10 protein-coding genes and 1 pseudogene are annotated in these 15,290 nt (G+C 68.7%); 2 read left to right on the top strand and 9 right to left on the bottom strand.

Annotated elements, in window-relative coordinates:
• Positions 1 to 178 precede the first annotated feature (178 nt).
• From HN013_RS03515 to HN013_RS03530, 4 genes and pseudogenes are all read right to left on the bottom strand, one after another.
• On the bottom strand, positions 179 to 4,969 hold the full coding sequence (locus HN013_RS03515) for a putative T7SS-secreted protein (RefSeq protein ID WP_249374703.1): 4,791 nt from the start codon (positions 4,967 to 4,969) through the stop codon (positions 179 to 181).
• On the bottom strand, positions 4,969 to 5,523 hold the full coding sequence (locus HN013_RS03520; protein ID WP_171162843.1) for a hypothetical protein: 555 nt from the start codon (positions 5,521 to 5,523) through the stop codon (positions 4,969 to 4,971). The genes HN013_RS03515 and HN013_RS03520 overlap by 1 nt, the downstream gene beginning before the upstream one ends.
• Positions 5,520 to 5,933 carry an SseB family protein gene (locus HN013_RS03525; protein ID WP_249374704.1) on the bottom strand — a complete coding sequence of 138 codons (414 nt, stop codon included), beginning with the start codon at positions 5,931 to 5,933 and terminating at the stop codon, positions 5,520 to 5,522. The genes HN013_RS03520 and HN013_RS03525 overlap by 4 nt, the downstream gene beginning before the upstream one ends.
• Before the next feature lie 275 nt (positions 5,934 to 6,208).
• Positions 6,209 to 7,409: pseudogene (locus HN013_RS03530) on the bottom strand (RNA-guided endonuclease InsQ/TnpB family protein).
• Positions 7,410 to 7,555: 146 nt separating this feature from the next.
• Between HN013_RS03530 and sigJ the strand changes: the two are divergent.
• Positions 7,556 to 8,449, top strand: coding sequence for an RNA polymerase sigma factor SigJ (gene sigJ / locus HN013_RS03535; protein WP_171162845.1), 894 nt, complete (start codon positions 7,556 to 7,558; stop codon positions 8,447 to 8,449).
• A 268-nt stretch (positions 8,450 to 8,717) separates the two neighbouring features.
• Here sigJ and HN013_RS03540 read toward each other — a convergent pair whose 3' ends face one another.
• Positions 8,718 to 9,755 carry an NUDIX domain-containing protein gene (locus HN013_RS03540; RefSeq protein ID WP_171162846.1) on the bottom strand — a complete coding sequence of 346 codons (1,038 nt, stop codon included), beginning with the start codon at positions 9,753 to 9,755 and terminating at the stop codon, positions 8,718 to 8,720.
• Between the two features lie 390 nt (positions 9,756 to 10,145).
• On the bottom strand, positions 10,146 to 11,135 hold the full coding sequence (locus HN013_RS03545; RefSeq protein WP_171162848.1) for an ROK family protein: 990 nt from the start codon (positions 11,133 to 11,135) through the stop codon (positions 10,146 to 10,148).
• Positions 11,136 to 11,332: 197 nt separating this feature from the next.
• On the opposite strand from HN013_RS03545, the gene HN013_RS03550 reads away from it, so the two are divergent.
• Entirely contained in the window at positions 11,333 to 12,322 is a 990-nt protein-coding gene (locus HN013_RS03550; protein WP_212763939.1) for a LacI family DNA-binding transcriptional regulator, read from the top strand.
• Between the two features lie 14 nt (positions 12,323 to 12,336).
• Here HN013_RS03550 and HN013_RS03555 read toward each other — a convergent pair whose 3' ends face one another.
• From HN013_RS03555 to HN013_RS03565, 3 genes are read right to left on the bottom strand one after another with little or no spacing between them, the layout of a single operon-like run.
• A complete protein-coding gene (locus HN013_RS03555) occupies positions 12,337 to 12,906 on the bottom strand; it encodes a hypothetical protein (RefSeq protein WP_171162810.1) in 570 nt (189 codons plus the stop codon).
• A complete protein-coding gene (locus HN013_RS03560; RefSeq protein ID WP_171162851.1) occupies positions 12,899 to 14,650 on the bottom strand; it encodes an alpha/beta hydrolase in 1,752 nt (583 codons plus the stop codon). The genes HN013_RS03555 and HN013_RS03560 overlap by 8 nt, the downstream gene beginning before the upstream one ends.
• An 18-nt stretch (positions 14,651 to 14,668) precedes the next feature.
• On the bottom strand, positions 14,669 to 14,878 hold the full coding sequence (locus HN013_RS03565; protein WP_171162853.1) for a hypothetical protein: 210 nt from the start codon (positions 14,876 to 14,878) through the stop codon (positions 14,669 to 14,671).
• Positions 14,879 to 15,290 lie beyond the last annotated feature (412 nt).

The following is a 15,290-nucleotide window of genomic DNA, read 5'->3' on the forward strand; positions in this document are numbered from 1 at the left end:
CCTGAGTGGCAGTCCTCGATCTCAGGGCCCTTTCTACTGAATCCGCCCCTGCGGGCAACCCCCACCATCTCATGCATCCTTCTTGCCGACGAGTACCTGAGACCAGCCGGCACAGGCCACCCCGAGGGCGACATGACCATGCGTGAAAAACGCCCATACATATCAGACTTCACTCGACTCATCCCAGCGGAAGATCGCCCAGCATAAGAATTACCGTCTCCCGGGTGATCCCTGGAGTGCGAGGATTATCCATTCGAGACAACGCCTCGGATATTCGATGATTCCCCTGGATTACCTGACCATCCGATACGGTAATAATGGACCCCAATTCATCGGGGTCATTTATAGCTTCAAGCAATTGCTCGTCTGTCTTACTGTGCAGCATTCTCATTTTCTCGGCATCACCGAGATCCGGCAAGCCGACACCTTCCAGGTCTTCCAACCTTACCGGAACCCTCTCGGCCCGCATCCTTGAATCGATTTCCTCGGGGGTGGGCGGCCTATCCCGAGAACCAAACAAGCGTCTCAAAAATCCTTTCTTCTCACCCTTCTCGCAGGACATCAGGCCCAGCGGGTCTGCCCATGTGTGCGGATTCTGTACGTAAGTAAGCGGATTCGGCCCTGGGCTCAAGCCCAGCGGGTCGGCAGTGACGTATCGAGCCGTCTCCGGGTCGTAGTGCCGTCGGAAGTTATAGTGCAGGCCTGTTTCCGGATCGAAGTATTGCCCTGGAAAACGAAGCGGCGTGTATGTCGTGCTCTGTGTGGGCCACGTGGTCGTCCCCCACAACGTGGCGCGCGAGCGCCATGCCGTCGCCCCCACCTCGTCGACCAGTTCCGTCGGCGTGCCGACCAGGTCCGTGACGATCGCGAAGAAGCGCCGGTCGATGTCGCGTTGCGGAGCGTCGGACGCCGAGATGCGTTCGGTCTGGGCCACAGGATGCAGGCCGTCGTGGTCCCAGGTGAGGGTGACGGGGTTGGGGAGGGCCGTGGAGGTGGTGGTCTGCTCGGCGAGGGTGGGGCCGTCCCAGGTGAAGTGGACGTGTTCCGCAATGTCGCCCGCCGGCGTGAGGCGCTGTTTGGCGATGCGGCGGCCGAAGGGGTCGTAGAGGTAGCGCCACGTGACCCCGTCCGGGGTGACGACCGCGGTCAGGCGGTCCTCCGCGTCCCAGGAGTACCGCCAGGTCTCCGGCTTCCGCGACAGGCGGGTCTTCTGGCGCAGGACGACGCGGCCTTGGGCGTCGTGTTCGTAGCGGATCCGTCCCGCGCGGACGATGCGCGTGCCCGTGTAGGTACGAGCCCCTCGCGCCTCCGTGCCTGGGTGTTCCGGGGGCCAGGAGGCCTGTGTCTGGTTGCCCGCGTCGTCGTAGGCGTAGCGCTCGGTCCAGCCTTGGGCGTGGACGGCGGTGACACGGCCCGCCGCGTCCAGGTCGAAGGTGCGGGTCCCCGTCGTCGAGTCGGCGATGCCGGTGAGGCAGCCGTCCGGGCGGTAGGTGAAGGCGCGGCGCTGGAGGGGATCGGTGCCGGGAGCGGACGTGAGTGTCTGGGCGGTGAGGCGGCCGGCCGTGTCCCAGTCGTGGGTGAGGGTGAGCCCCTGGCCGAAGTGGCGGGCGACTTCGCGGCCGGCCGCGTCGTGCTCCATCTCGAAGGTGTGGCCGGAGGCGGTCAGCTTGGTGCGCCGGCCCGCCGCGTCGTACGTCCAGGTCGTGACCGCGCCAGCCGGCGTCACCCGACGGGTGCGCCGGCCGAGCTTGTCGTAGGTGTACGCCAGGGTCCGGCCGTTGACGGTCTCGGATTTGACCCTGCCGAGGCGGTCGCGGGAGTGGACGAGCGTCACGTCCGGGCCGGCTGCCTCCAGGAGGCGGCCCGCCGCGTCGTGGGCGTAGGTGGTGACGTTGCCCGCGACGTCCTTCCGGGTGATCCGGCCCAGGGGGTCGTAGTGGTAGCCGATGGTCTCCCCGAGGCCGTTCGTCCGCTCGGTCAGTCGCCCCGCCGCGTCATGTGTGTACGTGAGCGTGCGGCCGTCGAAGTCCGTCTCCGAGGTCAGGCGCCCGGCCGGGTCGTAGGCGTAGGACCACGTCAGGCCCTGGGGGTTGGTGACGGTCCGGAGCCTGAGTTCGGTGTCGTGGGTGAAGGCGTGGCGGACGCCGTCCGGTGTGGTGCGGGCGGTCAGGAGGTCGAAGTAGGTGTACTCGTTGTGCGTCACGCCGCCCAGGGCGTCGGTGTGAGTGACGCAGTTGCCCTCGCCGTCGTACGTCCAGCGTTCCTCCGCCCCGTCCGGTGCGGTGCGTCGGGCGAGCAGGCCCTCGGTCGTCCAGGCGAGACGAGTGGTGGCGCCCATGGGGTCCGTGATGGCGACGGTACGGCCCAAGGCGTCCCGCTCGTAGTGTGACGTTCCCCCGAGGGGATCCGTCACCTCCGACAGGAGGCCCGCCGCGTCGCACCGCAGCCGGGTGACGTTCCCGAGGGCGTCGGTGACCGTCGCCAGGTGTCCGGCGTCGTCGTAGGTGTAGTGCGTCGTGGCGCCGGAGGGGTCGGTCAGCGAGAGGCGGTTGCCCGCCGTGTCGTACGACTGCCGCCAGATCGCGCCGTCCGGTTCGGTGATCGCCTCGGGTTGGCCGAGGGTGTTGTACGCCGCGCTGCTTCGGCTGCCGTCCGGCCGGACGACCGACAGCAGGTTCCCCGCGTCGTCGTAGGAGAACGCCGTGGTGTGACCGAGCGGGTCCGTGCGCGAGACCAGACGGTCGCGGCCGTCCCAGGCGTAGAGCGTCGTGGCGCCCGTGGCGTCCGTCTCGGCGACGAGTTGCGAGCGCGCGTCGAAGACATAACGGCTGGTGTGGCCCAAGGCGCTCGTGAGAGTGGTGACGCGCAGTCCGGTCTCCGGATCGGGCTCGCCGTACTCCAGGGTGCAGCGCAGGTGGCCCGCCTCGCCGGACTCGTACACGCAGCGGTCCCGGTCGTCGTACTCGTACCGGTAGGAACGTCCGTTGCGGTCCGTCCACGACGTGGGCCGGCGGCGGTCGTCGTAGGTGAAGCGGAGGGGCAGGCCGGAGGAGTTCACGACCTCCGTCAGGTTGCCGTCCGTGTAGCCGTAGCGCATCAGCTCCACTTCGCCCAGGTGCAGGGCGGTGACCCGGCCACCGTCCGTCGTGACGCGCACGCGGTAACCGGCATGGTGCGTGATGGCGGTCGGAACGCCCTCCTCCGTGTAATCGAAGGTGATCCAGTGGCCGTTGCGGTCGGTGATCTGGTCCAGCAGGGCGATGTCGTGCCGGTCGCCGCACGGGATCGGGGCGGAGAAGTGCCACGTCCGGTCACCGAGGCGGTCCGTGACCGTGTAGCCGCCCTCTTCCGTCGGTTCCAGTGGCCAGCGGGGCCCGTGCGACGGGAGGGTGGGGACGCCGGGAGCGGGGTGCGGGTAGGAGAGGATCGCGCCGTCGTCGCGGACGAACACCACGCCCTTGGCGTCGATTTCCAGCCGCTGGTCGACCGTGCCGGCCCAGGAGGGTCCCAGCCAGTGGCCCGCCCGGTAGCCGGACCCCACCCTTCGGGTGAAGGTCAGCGGGAGGGCACCGGGGAGACCGACGTCCGTCTGGGCGAGGAACATATGCCCCGAGGCCAGGTCGATCGGGTCGGTACCGCCGCAGTCGCGCTCGCCGTCCGCCTTCTTGGTGTTGTGCGGATCGGCCTCGGCCTGCTTGCGTGCCGCACCCGCCTCTCGTTCGGCGTCCTTCCCCAGCCTTTTGAGCCCTTGGGCGCCCGCGTCCTCCAGACCGTGCCGGGCCGCGTTCACCGCCGCGCGCCGCGCCGCCACTCCGCCGAGACCGGTGCCGCCGCTGGCCATCGCGGTCAGGGCGTCGAAGCCCAGCCGCCCGGCCGCCTCGGACGGGTCCTTGCCCCAGCCGGTGCCCAGGAGGGTCGAGGGTATCCGGTCGGGGTGGTTGGCCAGGGTCAGGATTCCGGCGCCCAGATCGGTCATGTGGTTGAGGTATTGCGCCGGATGCGTGACGTTGTACGGGTCGAGGGGCAGCACCGTCCGGACGAACTTCACCGTGTCCGCGGCACCTTTGGTCACTCCGCCCGCGAAGTGGGTGAGTTCGGTGGTGGATGCCGTCGAGAAGTCGTCGAGGTTCATCTCCATGCGGTCGGTGAACGCGGGCTTCTTCGGGGCGTGGGCCAGGGCACCCTTGACCGCCGTCGCCGCCGCCTCCGCCGCGCTGTTGCGCTGCGTGCGGGCGTTGGTCAGTATCTCCTGAGCGTGCCGCATCTTGTCCGCGCCGGCGTTGGGGCAGGAGCCGGGTGGCGTCGGACGGGGGCCCGGGTCCTTTCCGTCGTCGAGTTTCGCGTTGTATTCCTTGGCGGCCTGGTTGAAGGCTTCCGTCTGAGCCTTGTAGGCGTCGAACGCCTCTTTCTGCTCCCGCTTGCCTTCCTTGTAAAGGGTGATGGCATCCTTCGCCTTGCCCTGGGCCCAGGTGACCGTCTCCTCGTACCGGGTCAGGGCCTTGGCCGCGTCCTCGCACGCCTTCGCCGCGTGGGCCCACTGCGAGGGGTGCATGGCGAATTTCGCACGGAAGGCATCCGCACCCTTCCCCTTCCAGTGCTCGGAGTCCAGTCGCGCCATGCCGTCACGGACCCGTCCGAAGGCCGCCGCGAAGTCCGTCAAATGGGACGCCGAGGAGCGGATCTCCCCCGGTTTGCCGTGAACGAGCTCGTTGGCCTCCTCCGTCTGCCCGAGCTGCTGCTCATTGACGTGCGCGCCCATGCGGGAGGCGAAGTTGTCACCGAAGTCGTCCATGTCGTCGGCCAGGCCGTGCAGGCCCACCGCGTCGAGGCCGTCACCAACCTCGTGGGAAACGAATCTGACGCCTTTGCCTACCTGCTTCTTGCCTTCGTCCCAGAGCCCCTCGGCCTTGTCACCGACCTTGTCCACGCCCTTCTTGAGGCCGTGTCCGATGTCCCCCAGAAAGCTCATCAGCGCTCACCCACGCCGTAGACGCGCTTCATGACGCCCACCTCGTCCCGGTGGGATTCAACGGTGTCCTCGGCCAGGGCCACGCCGGTACGCAGCGAGTGGTCGAAGGAATCCTCGAAGGACTTTCCGCTGTAGTCCACGTGGGCGAAGTTCCCATGATCGGCGATCTCGTTCATCGACATCTTCTCGACCTGCTCGTCGGAGAGCGTCGGGTCGGCACCCAGCGCGGCGATCCCGACCTTCAACGTCCCCTTGATGTACTGGTCGTTCTCGTAATAGCTGCCGGCGGCCAGACCCACCCGGCGGGCGAACTGGTTCCCGTCGTGAACGAGAGACCGCACACCCCACTCCCAGCGTTCGCAGAAGGACTTCAGCGCATCCGCGAGGCCGTCGTGGCCCGTCTCCATTCCGGTCAGCCCGATGTCGGAGAATCCGCGGCCCGCCGCCGATTCCCCGATCATCCCGAGTTCCTTCAACTCGCCGAGGGCGGCCGTGAGCCCCTGGGCTATCTGTCCCAGTGCTTCGCGGTCCGCCTCCAGATCCGCACCGTTCACCGCGTTCCCCCTCCGGTGGTCACCACTGCCGTCTCGGGTACGACACCCGCCAACGGCGGCAGGAAGAACGGCCTGCTGCCGCCCACGTCCAAAGCCACTCCGGCCGGCTCTCCGACCTCTGGGATCACCACGTCCAGCAACCGGGCACCCCAGGTCGTCACGTAGTCCCACGCGGCTCCGTCGGGGTGCACCACCCCGGGCGGCTCCTTCGCCCGCGCCGCCGCGAACCGGGCCAACGAGGCCTCGTCACAGAAGGCGTGGATCCACCACACGCCCCCGTGCGGGACCGTCCACAATCCGCCACGCCCGTCGAGCGGTACGACGACCGTCGTGCGACGGAATGCCCCCAGGACTTCCGTCGGCTCTACTCCGCCCGCGTACAGGGCAGTTAACGCATCAGGCAATGTCAACACACCAGGCCCTCCCATCCCGAGAGAATACAGTGCGCACCGTTGACGTTATACAGAGTGACCATTTCTCTCCGGGATGAGGCGCGCGCCGACGCGCCCTGCCGTGTGACCGAGCCCACGTTCGCGCTGCCGCCTGTCACACGCACACTGTCCGAACCGTCAGTGTTCTGAGCGATTCGTCGCACGGAACGAGACCGCACGACCCATCCCGACACGACACACCCGAGCAGAACGGCAAGGATTGACATCCTCCCCCTCCTAAAGGAAGGGGATTCCTACGGCTCGCGCCGTGGGGTTTTCTGCTTCGTCGCCGACTGCCCGCCCGGAGTACTCCGTTGAGGTCTTACACCAGCTCCACAGACAGACACCGAGAGCCCCTCGGCCAGAATGTTCCTCGCCGCGTTCACGTCCCGGTCGTGGGTCGTCCCGCAGTCGCACGTCCAGGTGCGGACGTTCAACGGCATCTCGCTCTGCAAGGTGCCGCACACGGAGCACAGCTTGGACGAGGGGAACCACCGGTCCACGGCGATCACCTCACGCCCGTACCAGCCCGCCTTGTACTCCAGCATGGACCGCATCTCGGTCCAGCTCGCGTCCGAGATGGCTCGGGCGAGCGAGTGGTTCTTGACCATGTTGCGTACGGTCAGGTCCTCGATCACGATCGTTTGGTTTTCACGAACGAGTCGAGTGGTCAGCTTGTGCAGGAAGTCCCGCCTGCGGTCGGCGATCCGGGCATGGACCCTGGCCACCTTGCGCCGAGCTTTGGCCCGGTTGGCTCCGTCGCCCCGGGCCTTGCGCGAAAGGTTCCGCTGAGCCTTCGCCAGACGGGCACGGTCCTTGCGCTCGGACTTCGGGTTGGTGACCTTCTCCCCGGTGGAGAGCGTCACCAGACTGGTGATACCGACGTCGATACCCACAGCCTTCGCGGTCACGGGCATGGGCACGGGAATGTCGTCGCACAGCATCGAGACGAACCAGCGCCCCGCCGCGTCCTGCGACACAGTCACGGTGGACGGCGCAGCCCCCTCGGGGAGGGGCCGGGACCACACAATGTCCAGTGGACCGGCCATCTTCGCGAGGGTCAGGCTGCCATCACGGAAGCGGAATCCGGAGGTGGTGTACTCGGCGGACTTCCGCGACTTCTTCCGGCTCTTGAACGTCGGGTACTTGGCCCGCATGCCGAAAAAGTTGGTGAACGCCCCCTGCAAGTGCCTCAGCGTCTGCTGCAACGGAACCGACGACACCTCAGAAAGGTAGGCCAGTTCCTCGGTCTTCTTCCACACGGTCAGCATCGCCGAGGTGGCGTTGTAGTTGACCCGCTCCTGGCGCTGCGCCCAGGCCGCTACGGGCGGCGAGTGCCAGGTTGTAGACCTTCCGCACACACCCGAACGTGCGCGACAGCTCAGCCGCCTGCGCATCGGTCGGATAGAAGCGGTACTTGAACGCCCGCTTCACCCATGTCGTGGGCACGCTCACAAACTAGCCGCCCTGCGGCTTAAGATCAAACCTGCGGGTCAGAGCACTGCGGTCCGCCCTGGGGGCGAATCGCAGCTCGTTGCCCTGCTCCGCAGGAGTCCGATTCCTCCCCGCCCTGAAGGGCGGGGCTTCCTCGGAGGCACCCGATGAACAGCACGAACGACACCGAGTTCCTGGCGGAGCGCTTCGAGGAAAGCCGGTCACACCTGCGCGCGGTGGCCTACCGGATGCTGGGCTCACTCAGCGAGGCCGAGGACGCGGTGCAGGAGGCCTGGCTCAGGCTCAGCCGCTCGGAGACGGACGAGGTGGTGAACCTGGGCGGCTGGCTGACCACGGTGGTCGGCCGGGTCTGCCTCGACATGCTGCGCAGCCGTACCGCACGGCGCGAGGAGGCGATGGAGGACGGGCTGCGGCTGCCCGACCCGATCATCAGCAGCGAGGACGGCGTCGATCCCGAGCACGAGGCGCTGCTGGCGGACTCGGTCGGTCTGGCCCTGCTCGTGGTGCTGGAGTCGCTGGCTCCCGCGGAGCGGCTCGCGTTCGTGCTGCACGACATGTTCGCCGTACCGTTCGACGAGATCGCCCCGGTCGTGGGGCGTACGCCGGCCGCGGCCCGGCAGCTCGCCAGCCGCGCGCGCCGCCGGGTGCAGGGGTCGGCTCCGGTCCCCGACCCTGACCTCGCCCAGCAGCGCCGGGTCGTCGACGCCTTCCTCGCCGCCGCGCGCGGTGGCGACTTCGACGCGCTCGTGGCCGTCCTCGACCCGGACGTGGTGGCGCGGTCGGACAGCGGTTCGCTGCGTCCGTTCACCGTCGTACGGGGCGCGGAGGCGGTGGCCCGGCAGGCCTCGATGTTCGCCAAGGCCGCGGGGACGGCGCGCCCGGCCCTGGTCAACGGCGCCGCGGGCATCGTCGCGACGGTGGACGGGAAGCCCTTCTCGGTCCTGGCCTTCACCATCGTGCGGGACAGGATCGTCGCCCTCGACATCCTCACCGGGCCCGAGCGCCTGGGGCAGCTGGACCTGACCGTGCTCGGTCACTGAGCTCCGGGCAGCCGGATGGGGGCTTTGGGGACGTCGTCAGGGTGTCGTCAGGACGTCGTCAGGACGTCGTCGGGACGTCGTCAGGGCGTCGTCAGGGCGTCGTCAGGCGGTCGTCCGCGAGGTCGCGGGAGCCGTGCCGCCCGGTCCGGCTCCCGGCTCCCGGCCTTGCCCGCCCTCAGCACACCGGAGGCAATGGGCACGGACCGCCCGCCGCAGCGCTGCGGCGGGCGGGGTCGCGTCCGGCGCGGGCGCCCAGGACCCGTCTCCGTCACCCCACCGGAACGCCTGCCTCCAAGTTGAGCGGGCAGCCGCGTTCCCGGGCGCGCAGGGCCCAGCGGAGGCGGTTGAGCCGCACCGGCGGCAGGAGGGCGCCGGCCTCGTCCTCGGTGACGAACCGCCAGCCGCGCAGTTCGGCGCCCGGCAGCAGGAGGCGGCGGGCCTCGGCCTCGGTGAGCCGTCCGCCGTCGAAGAGGAGGCGGAGGCCGCCGAAACCGGGGGGCCGGGGCGGCTCCCAGTCGACGACCAACAGCCGGGGGACGTCGGGGAGTTCGATGCCGATCTCCTCGGCGACCTCGCGCATGCCGGCCCGCGCGGGCGCCTCGCCCGGCTCGACGATGCCGCCGGGGAACTCCCAGCCGGGTTTGTAGGTGGGGTCGACCAGCAGCACCCGGTCGTGTTCGTCGAAGAGCAGCACCCCGGCGGCCAGCGTCTCGGCCTTCGGCTCGGGGGTGTCGATGATCTGGCACGGCCCGGCGCTGCCGTCGCGCACGGCCTCGTCGACCCGTTCGGCGACCTCGCGCGGGGTCAGCCGGCCGGTGTCGACGGTGAACGCGTCGTCGCGCAGCCAGGTCAACGCCTCCCGGTAGGCGTCGACGTGGTCACGGGCCCACTGCCGGACGGCCTCGTTGCGGACGGGGTCGGCGGGGTCCTCCACCCGTCCGTCGATCCGTTTGCGCAGTATCGTTTCATCGCAGGTCAGGAGGATGTGCCGGACCGGGATCCGACGGGTGGCCAGCGTCCCGAAGATCTCGTCGCGGTACTCCTGCCGCAACAGCGTCATGGGGACGACGAGCACCCCGCCCACCTCGGCGAGCAGCGCCGCCGCCGTGTCGGCCACCAGGCGCCGCCAGATCGGCAGGTCCTGGAAGTCCTCGACCTCGCCCATCCTCCCGGGCGGCAGGAGGTGGTGCAGCGCCCCGCCGACGATCTCGGGGTCGTAGAGATGACTGTCCGGCATGAGCCCGGTCAGTTCCTTGGCGGTGCTGGTCTTTCCCCCACTGAATGCACCGTTCAGCCAGACGATCACGGTTCCCCCTCCTCCGGACGGCCCCCTTGCGATGCCCGGAACACCTTGCCACGGAAGGGTGTACGAGCGGGATGGGGCCCCAGGGCAGCGGCGCCGGGCGCCCGCTCCTCCTCCCACCGACTCGTGCGCGGCGCGGCGGCGGCGCGGGGGCGCACCGGACGTTCGCCGTTCGCCGTTCGCCGTTCGCGACAACCGCACACGCTCCCGGAACGGCAGCGGGCGTTCACCACCCGCACCGCGCGCCGGACGATACGGATTCCCGCCCGGTCCGGGTCGAAACCCGCCCTTCACGCCGGCCCCCTCGGCCGCATGCGGCACGAGCCGCATCCGACACGAGGCCGCATGCGACACGAGCCGCATTCGGCAGGAGCCGCGCGGGGCGAGACGGCCTCATCTCCCCACCGACGCGCCCCACACCCCCAGTTCCTCCGCCGCGGCCGCTGCCGCGCCCACCAGTCCGGCGTCCCCGCCCAGCCGGGCCGGGAGGACCTCCACGCCGGCGGCGAACGACAACGTCGCGTATTCGCGCAGGTATTGGCGGAGGGGCGCGAAGAGAACATCCCCGGCGCCCGCGACACCGCCGCCCACCACCGCGACGTCGATCTCGGTGAGGACGGCCGTCGCGGCGATACCGGCCGCGAGCGCCCGGGCGGCCCGCGCGAACGAGGCGAGGGCCAGGGGATCACCGGCCCGCGCCGCGAGGGCGACGCCCGCGGCGCCGGAGTCGCCGTCGGGACCGGGCCGCCAGCCGGATTCGAGGGCCCGGCGGGCGATGTTGGGCCCGCTGGCGATGCGCTCGACGCAGCCCCGGGCGCCGCAGGGGCAGGGGTCGCCGTCGAGATCGACGCTGATGTGACCGATGTGACCGGCGTTGCCCGTGGGGCCTGGATGCAGTCGACCGCCGAGCACCAGACCGCCGCCCACCCCGGTGGACACGACCATGCACAGGGCGTTGGCGTGCCCCTGGGCCGCGCCCAGCCAGTGCTCGGCCGCGGTCATCGCGACGCCGTCGCCGACGAGCACCACGGGCAGCCCGCCTGCCCGTCGGCCCACCTCGGCCACCAGCGGAAAGCCACGCCAGCCCGGCACGTTGACGGGGCTGACCGTACCGCGTGAGGCGTCCACGGGCCCGGCGCTGCCGATGCCCACGGCCCGTACCCGTGACCAGTCGGCGGAGGAGGTGAGTTCGGCCAGCACCTCCGCCACCGCGCCCATCACCACCGTCCCGTCGTCCTCCGCCGGGGTCCGCCGCCGGGTCCGGACGAGGAGCTGTCCGCCGGCGTCCACCAGCGCGCCGGCGATCTTGGTGCCGCCGATGTCGAGAGCGGCGACGAGATCGCCCGGTTCGGTGTGCGTGAGGGAGGGCATGGGGGACGGCATGGGGAACGATCTCTCCTGCTCCACTCGCGGCGCGGGCCGGCCCCGAGCGGCCGACCGTCGCTTTCCCGCCAGTCTCCGCCACTGTTGACAACGTTGTCCAGGGCCTATGCTCGATCGACGCACCCCGCACACGAAGGACGCGCCACGTGCCCGACACCGCCCGCAACCCGCGCCCCCGCTACGGAACCCGGCCGACCATGAAGGACGTGGCGACGCGCGCCGGCGTCGGACTCAAGACGGTGTCCCGGGTGGTGAACGGCGAGCCGGGCGTCACCGCGGAGACCGAACGCCGCGTGCGGGAGGCCATCGCCGCCCTGGGCTTCCGCCGCAACGACAGCGCCCGCGTGCTGCGCAAGGGCAGGACCTCGTCGGTCGGGCTCGTCCTGGAGGACCTCGCGGACCCGTTCTACGCCCCGCTCAACCGCGCCGTCGAGGAGGTCGCGCGCGACCACGGCGCGCTGCTCATCAACGGCTCAAGCGCCGAGGACCCCGAGCGGGAGCGCGAACTCGCCCTCGCGCTCTGCGCCCGCCGCGTCGACGGACTGGTCGTCATCCCGGCCGGCGCCGACCACCGCTACCTGGAACCGGAGATGGCGGCGGGCGTGGCCACCGTCTTCGTCGACCGTCCCGCCGGGCTGATAGCCGCCGACACGGTCCTCTCCGACCACGCGGGCGGCGCCCGCGAGGGCGTGGCCCACCTCATCGCCCACGGCCACCGCCGCATCGGCTTCATCGGCGACCAGCCCCGCATCCACACCGCGACCGAGCGGCTCCGCGGCTACCGCGCCGCGATGGACGCCGCCGCCCTGCCGGTGCACGACGCCTGGACCTCCCTCGGCCCCACCACCCCCCAGCGCGTCCGCGCCGAGATCGAGCGCATGCTCTCCGGCCCCGCCCCGGTCACCGCCCTCTTCACCGGCAACAACCGCGTCACCGCCACCGCCGTACGCGTCCTCGCCGAACTCCCCCGCCCCGTCGCCCTCGTCGGCTTCGACGACCTCGAACTCGCCGACCTCCTCTCCCCCGCCGTCACCGTCATCGCCCAGGACCCGGCCCGCCTCGGCCGCACCGCCGCCGAACTCCTCTTCCAGCGCCTCGACGGCTACGGCGCGGACGCCCGCCGCGTCGAGTTGCCGACGCGGCTGATCGCGCGGGGGTCGGGAGAACTGCGGCCCGCCGAGGATTAGGACCGCGTCCGGAGCTACGGATGCTCCCCCTCCGGAGTACGGAAGTACGCGGAGACCAGGCTGACCCGCAAGGCCGATGTCTTGTTCAGACTCGCCTCAACAGCACCCGGCTTCCGCGCATCCTTGAACATGACGTTCACCGAAAACTTGTACTTCTCGGAATTCGCGGTCAGTTCCAGGTACCCTGCCTTGCTCTTTCCAGGTCCGTACTCAAGGACCTTCCAACGATGCCGGGGCAGCTGTTCCCTGAGCCGTTGCATGGCACGCTCCATATCAGCCTCAGGAGCTCCCGAAAGAGACCAGGGGTGCGTGATCCGGTACAGCCGTTCCGGTTCCTGTTCACTCCGGGACGCTCCCGGCGGCACGTCCGTCAGCTCCCCCTTCAGGCCGATGATGTCCAGCACCTGACTGGAGAGCTCCTTGGCCTGCGCTGTTGATACACCAACCGACTGGATCTCCACAGGACGCTCCTCGCCTTCGCCCTTCGTCACACCACACCCCAATAGACACAACAGCAGGATCCCTGAGTACAGGATGAAGCTCCGACGAGTGGCACGCCCGGTGCGGGAAACCGGGTCAGTCACGCTTCACCTCTTCATAGTTTCCGGTGACCACAGCTGCCATGTTCCTCAAGCTCAGCGAGTCCTTGTCGAAATAAGAGCCGTGATCATGCGCATCCGTCTGCATGATATTGGCACCGAACTCTCTGTCCGACGGAACAAGCCCTCCCATCGGGCCACCAAGATCCACCAGCTTCCCTCCTGCCGGAACCTGGTCCTTGCCTATCGAAGCGGCTTCCGACCACACATGCCCGTGAGGCGCGCCCAGTTCGTCAGCGCTGCGCACCAGCATGCCCGGACTGGCCACAGCAATGATGTCGTCGGCTCCCAGATGGTGTTTCAAGGAGGTTGCACCGATGGCCGTGGATCCGTAGCTGTGGCCCATCACCGTGGTATGGCTCTTCTCCGGTCCTCCTTGCGCAGTCTGCACTCCGTCGAGGAAACCGCTCAGGTCGTCCGCTGCCCCGCGGGCGTACGCCTTGGACATGGCTTCTGGGAAGAAGTCACCCTTGTCGAAGGGCATGGCGCTCCTGGGGGCGTCATATCCCACCCATGCGATGGTCGACACAGATTCTCCGTCCGCAAGCGTGTGTGACTGGCGCCACAACTCACTCATCCGGTCCACTTCTTTACCGACGGCACTGAAACGCGACGAGGTGCCAGGCACGTAGACGGCCGTGTGCTGCGCCGTGTCCGGGTTGCCGCTCGCCACGACTGCGCGCCCCAGCCCCCGGTCGTCGAAGGCCATCAGGTATGCCTCCGGCAGGCCTCGGGTCCCGGTCTCGTCAAAACGCCGCTGGATCGATTTAATCCCCTTGATCCTGCCCTCCAGCGCCTCCTTCCTGCGGTTCCACTTGGACCACTCGCTCTCCTTGCCCTGGACTGGCAGCCCAGTGATCTGGTTGAGCTCGGGAGGGCCTTGCTTCGGCTCATGGCGCTTCAGTTCTTCCAGTTCCTTCATGGTCGATGCACGCGACTCAGCGAGCACGACACGGTTCGCGTCGTCCCGATCGATGGCCGGGAGACCGTCAAGCGCCCCGATACCGGCGGGGTACAGCGCCTTGTACTCGTCCCGCTCGGTCTGCGACAGATTTTTCCACCAAGCGGCATTGTCTCGGGGGCTCTTACCCTTGGGGATGTCCGATTCCGACACCCGCCGTGCCGCCGATCGGACATCCTTCATGTCCTGCGCTACGTCAAGCCAGTCCGTTTTACGAATGTCACCGCTCGTAGTGAGCTTGAGCAGAGCTTTGGCGTATCGCGCGTCTATTTCGGCGGCTTCCTTGAGCGCATCGGCTATGGTGTCGGCCACCTCTCGGGCCTTGGCCGCCAACGGATTGACAGGGCCGACCGGTATGACGAACTGCCCCGGACGAGCAGGTGCTTGCCGGACCGGGGCCGGGACGTCAGCAACCGACGCCCTGGGATAATCTACCGACCCATCCGGGTGAACTGTGAAGTTCAGCCCCTTCGCATGTTCAAGGGCTTGCTTCAGCTTCCTCTGAGGGCCCGCCAGTTCATCGGCCAGCCCATTGATCGCTGTCTCGATCAGCCCGCATTCAGCGCGAATATACTGGAAGTTGCGACTGAGTAACCCAGCCGACTCCACTGCGGCATTACCCGCTTCACTCTTCTGAGTATCACGGACCTGAGCCACCATGCCGTTGTCCACCCGCCGGGTTGCCTCGCCGGATCGTCTGCTGACGGCTCCCCAGCCTTTGGCCGTCGCCTTCAGCTTGGCTGTGTCCACATTCTGGAGCTGCTCCATCGACACCATGGTGACCTCTCAGCGCCTGAACGACTTCTCGGTCTGGACCTCGTTCTCATGGATATCCACCGCGACCTTTTTCATCGCTCCCTCAAGGTGTGCGCAGTAGCCCCGCACGCCGCCGAGCCGCTCGTTCCAGCCTTCCCGGAGAATCATCAGAGCGGACCCACTGGAGAGCCCGTCGACCGCACCCTTCAGCCCTTCAACAGCCTGGTCGAGCTCCTTCATCGCCGCATCGACGTCTCGCCGCAACCCGCCGGCCACGCCGGACGCCGACCTCCATGGCGACGGGCTGGCCTTGTACGTGTCACCCCCACCCTCGGCGGCCCCTGCGGAAGCAGCTGAGGCCAGATTCAAGCGGCCACTGTGCGGCGGCAAGCTCGGCGAAGCTGAATCCTTGCCATGGTCTGACCGTTCCGGACAAAAAGCACGCTCCCATTCCTCGGATAACCGCTGTCCCACCGCCATGTCCTCCCGTGTCTCCGCACGACGCACGATGCCGATCCGGAGTCGCGACTCGCGCCTCCGTCTCACGTCTCATATCACTCGGTGAAATCAACCTGTCACACTGATACACCTCAGCGCGAGGTAGCGCATGAGTACCAGTACTCACTTCGTCGCGCTCCCTGCCGCACCGGGG

The sequence above is a fragment of the Streptomyces sp. I05A-00742 genome, from assembly GCF_013055795.1.
Taxonomy (GTDB): domain Bacteria; phylum Actinomycetota; class Actinomycetes; order Streptomycetales; family Streptomycetaceae; genus Streptomyces.

Excerpts from the sequence above, each read along its gene's own strand:
- HN013_RS03545 (WP_171162848.1), bottom strand. The coding sequence starts at position 11,135 with ATGCCGTCCCCCATGCCCTCCCTCACGCACACCGAACCGGGCGATCTC.
- sigJ (WP_171162845.1), top strand. The coding sequence starts at position 7,556 with ATGAACAGCACGAACGACACCGAGTTCCTGGCGGAGCGCTTCGAGGAA.
- HN013_RS03565 (WP_171162853.1), bottom strand. The coding sequence starts at position 14,878 with ATGAAGGAGCTCGACCAGGCTGTTGAAGGGCTGAAGGGTGCGGTCGAC.
- HN013_RS03550 (WP_212763939.1), top strand. The coding sequence starts at position 11,333 with ATGAAGGACGTGGCGACGCGCGCCGGCGTCGGACTCAAGACGGTGTCC.
- HN013_RS03515 (WP_249374703.1), bottom strand. The coding sequence starts at position 4,969 with ATGAGCTTTCTGGGGGACATCGGACACGGCCTCAAGAAGGGCGTGGAC.
- HN013_RS03560 (WP_171162851.1), bottom strand. The coding sequence starts at position 14,650 with ATGGAGCAGCTCCAGAATGTGGACACAGCCAAGCTGAAGGCGACGGCC.